The organism is Mycobacteriales bacterium, assembly GCA_035504215.1.
Classification (GTDB): Bacteria; Actinomycetota; Actinomycetes; order JAFAQI01; family JAFAQI01; genus DATAUK01.
Genome location: DATJSI010000078.1, coordinates 1 through 3,976 on the forward strand (window position 1 = coordinate 1; position 3,976 = coordinate 3,976).

General features: G+C 66.3%; 5 protein-coding genes. All 5 read left to right on the top strand.

Annotated features, from left to right (window positions below; all coding sequences use genetic code 11):
* Positions 1-339 (top strand): hypothetical protein (locus VME70_09460; protein HTW20423.1); only part of this gene is annotated, 339 nt, incomplete at its 5' end.
* Between the two features lie 101 nt (positions 340-440).
* Positions 441-1,451 (top strand): ABC transporter permease, encoded by a 1,011-nt coding sequence (locus tag VME70_09465; protein ID HTW20424.1) that lies wholly within the window; start codon positions 441-443, stop codon positions 1,449-1,451.
* Positions 1,452-1,589: 138 nt separating this feature from the next.
* Positions 1,590-2,549 (top strand): ABC transporter ATP-binding protein, encoded by a 960-nt coding sequence (locus VME70_09470; GenBank protein HTW20425.1) that lies wholly within the window; start codon positions 1,590-1,592, stop codon positions 2,547-2,549.
* Positions 2,546-3,625, top strand: coding sequence for a dipeptide ABC transporter ATP-binding protein (locus VME70_09475; protein HTW20426.1), 1,080 nt, complete (start codon positions 2,546-2,548; stop codon positions 3,623-3,625). Before VME70_09470 ends, VME70_09475 begins: the two co-directional genes overlap by 4 nt.
* Entirely contained in the window at positions 3,625-3,852 is a 228-nt protein-coding gene (gene secG, locus VME70_09480) for a preprotein translocase subunit SecG (GenBank protein ID HTW20427.1), read from the top strand. Before VME70_09475 ends, secG begins: the two co-directional genes overlap by 1 nt.
* Positions 3,853-3,976: the final 124 nt, after the last annotated feature.

Below are 3,976 nucleotides of genomic sequence, written 5' to 3' on the forward strand. Positions count from 1 at the left end.
TTGGCGTTCGCCGGCTGGGGCCCGGACTGGCCGGCTCCGTACGGGTTCTTCGAGAACATCGTCGACCCGCGCAAGATCCTCGCTCAGGGCAACAGCAACTACGGTGCCTGCAGCGACCCGAAGATCACCTCGCTGATCAACCAGGCGCTCCAGCAGACCAGCCCGTCTGCGGAGTACCCGTACTGGCAGCAGGTGGACCAGACCGTCCTGAAGGACGCCTGTGATGTTCCGTTCACCTATGACAAGGCTCTCGACCTGTTCAGCAGCCGGCTGACCAACGTCTACATCGAGCCTGAGTTCGGCATCGTCGACCTCCGCACCGTTGGTGTCGGTGGCTGATCGATGACAGCAGTGTCGCGGGGCCGGCCTTCGGGCCGGCCCCGCGCACCGCATCTGGGGTCCGCGACCCGCGGATCCCTTAGCTCGTTGCAGGAGTCGCCGTGATCAGGTTCCTCATCCGCCGCACGGTGGGTGGCGTGATCGTCTTGATCGTGATCTCGATCATCACGTTCTGGTTGTTCTACGCGCTGCCGAAGCACCTGCACTCCAACCCCGCGGCCCTCTACGCGGGGCGCAGCCCGAGCCCGGCGACGATTGCCGCGGTCTCTGAGAAGCTCGGCCTGAACAAACCGTTCTGGACCCAGTACTGGGACTTCATGAAGGGGATCTTCGTCGGGCGCACCTACGGCACCGGCGTCGCGGCGGACGTGTGTCACCGTCCCTGCCTGGGCTTCTCCTTCATCAACAACGAGCCCGTGTGGTCCGAGATCACCTCGGATCTGCCGGTCGACATCTCGCTCGCGGTCGGTGCGTCGATCATCTGGCTGGTCACCGGTGTGGCCACCGGTGTCGTCTCCGCGCTGCGCAAGGGATCGATCTTCGACCGGGCGGCCATGTCGGTGGCGCTGGCCGGGGTCTCGCTGCCGATCTACTTCACCGGGTTGCTGTCGCTGGCGATCTTCAGCTACGGCCCGCACTGGTTACGGATCCTTCCCAACGTCCACTTCGTCGGCTTCACGCAGAACCCGCTGTCCTGGGCCCGGAACCTCCTTCTGCCCTGGGTCTGCCTTGCCTTCCTTTATGCCGCGCTCTACGCCCGGCTGACCCGCTCCACCATGCTCGAGACGATGTCCGAGGACTTCGTTCGGACCGCGCGTGCCAAGGGGCTGCCGGAGCGTCGGGTGATCTTCAAGCACGGCCTGCGCTCGGCGATCACGCCGATCGTCACGATCTTCGGTCTGGACGTCGGCCTGCTGCTCGGCGGTGCGGTGCTCACCGAGCAGGTCTTCGGTTTCGTCGGGATCGGCAAGCTCGCGATCATCTCGATCGGAAGCCGGGACATGCCGGTCGTGCTCGGAGTGACCCTGTTTGCTGCCTTCTTCGTGGTGATTGCCAATATCATCGTCGACATCGCATACGCGTACGTCGACCCACGGGTCACCTACTCCTGAGCGAGGCGCGCCATCACCTCCCCAACAGCGGCTGCACCGGACCCCGCCGTACCCGACGTCCAGGCTGTCGTCGGCCGCCCGACCGCCTACCTGGACGTCCGGGACCTCCACATCCACTTTCCGACCGACGACGGCCTGGTGAAGGCGGTCGACGGGCTGTCGTTCACCCTGGAGCGGGGCAAGACGCTCGGCATCGTCGGCGAGTCCGGCTCGGGTAAGAGCGTCACCAGCCTTGGCATTCTCGGCCTGCACAACCGCCGCAACGCCCGGGTGTCGGGCGAGATCTGGCTCGACGGCAAGGAGCTGGTCGCAGCCGATCCCGAAGAGGTCCGCGGGATGCGCGGCTCGACGATGGCGATGATCTTCCAGGATCCGCTGTCGGCGATGCACCCGTACTACCGGGTCGGCAGCCAGATCGCCGAGGCCTACCGCGTGCACAACCACGTGAGCAAGACGGTCGCGCGCAACCGCGCGATCGAGCTGCTCGACCTGGTCGGGATCCCCGAGCCGTCCCGCCGCGTCGACAGCTACCCGCACCAGTTCTCCGGCGGTATGCGCCAGCGCGCGATGATCGCGATGGCGTTGTCGTGCAACCCGTCACTGCTGATCGCCGACGAGCCGACGACCGCGCTCGACGTCACGGTCCAGGCGCAGATCCTGGACCTGATGCGCGATCTGCAGAAGGAGTTCAACTCCGCGATCATCATCATCACCCACGACCTCGGCGTCGTGGCCGAGCTCGCGAACGACGTACTGGTGATGTACGCCGGCCAGGCCGTGGAGTACGGCACGGTCAACGACATCTTCTATCGCCCCGAGCACCCCTACACCTGGGGCCTGCTCGGTTCGGTGACCCGGCTCGACCGCACCGGCGTCGATCGGCTGCAGCCCATCCCTGGCAACCCGCCGTCGCTGATCAATGTGCCGCCCGGCTGCCCGTTCCATCCCCGCTGTGCTTATGCCGAGCTCAACGGCGGCAAGGAGCGCGAGGTGCGGCCGAAGCTGGCCGAGAGCATGCCGGGTCACCTGGTTGCCTGCCACCTGCCGGCCGAGAAACGACGCGAGATCTTCAACTCCGAGGTGGCGTCGCTGCTATGACCGACATGAGCAACGAGCCGACGGCGGCCGCGCCTGACAACCCGCCGAGCAGCGCCCCCGCGGCGGCGGCGACCGCGTCTCGCAACGGCGAGGTGCTGCTCGACGTCAAGGGGCTGGAGAAGCACTTTCCGGTCACCCGGGGCATCTTCATCCGCCGCAAGATCGGTGCCGTGAAGGCAGTCGACGGCATCTCGTTCTCGGTCAACAAGGGCGAGACCCTGGGGGTGGTCGGCGAGACCGGTTGCGGCAAGTCCACCACCGGCCGGATGCTCAGCCGGCTGCTGGAACCGACCGGCGGATCGATCGTCTACGACGGCACGGACATCACCCACGCGAGCACCAGGCGGATGCGACCGCTGCGCCGGCAGATTCAGATGATCTTCCAGGACCCGTACTCGTCGCTGAACCCCCGGCACACGGTCGGCGCCATTATCAGCGCGCCGCTGGAGATCCAGAACGTCAAGAGCGAGAACGGCACCAAGCGCGCCGTACAAGACCTGATGGAACTGGTCGGGCTCAACCCCGAGCACTACAACCGCTACCCGCACGAGTTCTCGGGTGGCCAGCGCCAGCGCATCGGCATCGCGCGCGCCCTCGCCCTCCGCCCACGGATGATCGTGGCGGACGAGCCGGTGTCCGCTCTCGACGTCTCGATCCAGGCCCAGGTCGTGAACCTGCTCTCCGACCTGCAGAAGGAGTTCGGCCTCACCTACGTCTTCATTGCTCACGACCTGTCGGTGATCCGGCACATCTCCAATCGCGTCGCGGTGATGTACCTCGGCAAGATCGTCGAGCTGGCCAGCGACAACGACCTGTACGAGCACGCCCTGCACCCCTACACGCACGCCCTGCTTTCTGCCGTCCCCGTCCCCGACCCGGAGCGTGAGCAGAAGCGCGAGCGCATCCTGCTCAAGGGCGACGTGCCGAGCCCGCTGAACCCGCCTCCCGCCTGCCGGTTCCATACCCGGTGTTGGAAAGCGCAGGAGATCTGCCGTACCGTCGAACCACTGCTGACCGAGCTCGCACCCGGTCACGAAGTGGCCTGTCACTTCCCCGAGGAGAGGGACCTGATCTGATGGCGACCGCGTTGTCGATCGTCCTGATCATCGTCAGCCTCCTGCTGATGCTGCTTGTCCTGCTCCACCGCGGCAAGGGCGGCGGCCTCTCGGACCTGTTCGGCGGTGGTGTTTCCTCGACGCTGTCCGGCTCCTCCGTCGTCGAGAAGAACCTCGACCGGCTGACGATCGTCTGCGGCGTGATCTGGTTCGGCTGTGTCATAGGCATCGGCCTCGTTCTTAAATAGTCGCTGCCGTTGGTGAGGCGCACGCTGGCGGCGTTCTCGGTCGCTTGCAGGCGCCAGCCTGCGGCGCTCCCTGCGGCCTTGCCAGCCCGCACCTCACCAACGGCAGCTTCCCGCCGATCCGGTT

Bases quoted from the DNA above. Each gene is read 5' to 3' on its own strand.
- secG (HTW20427.1), top strand. From the start codon at position 3,625: ATGGCGACCGCGTTGTCGATCGTCCTGATCATCGTCAGCCTCCTGCTG.
- VME70_09475 (HTW20426.1), top strand. From the start codon at position 2,546: ATGACCGACATGAGCAACGAGCCGACGGCGGCCGCGCCTGACAACCCG.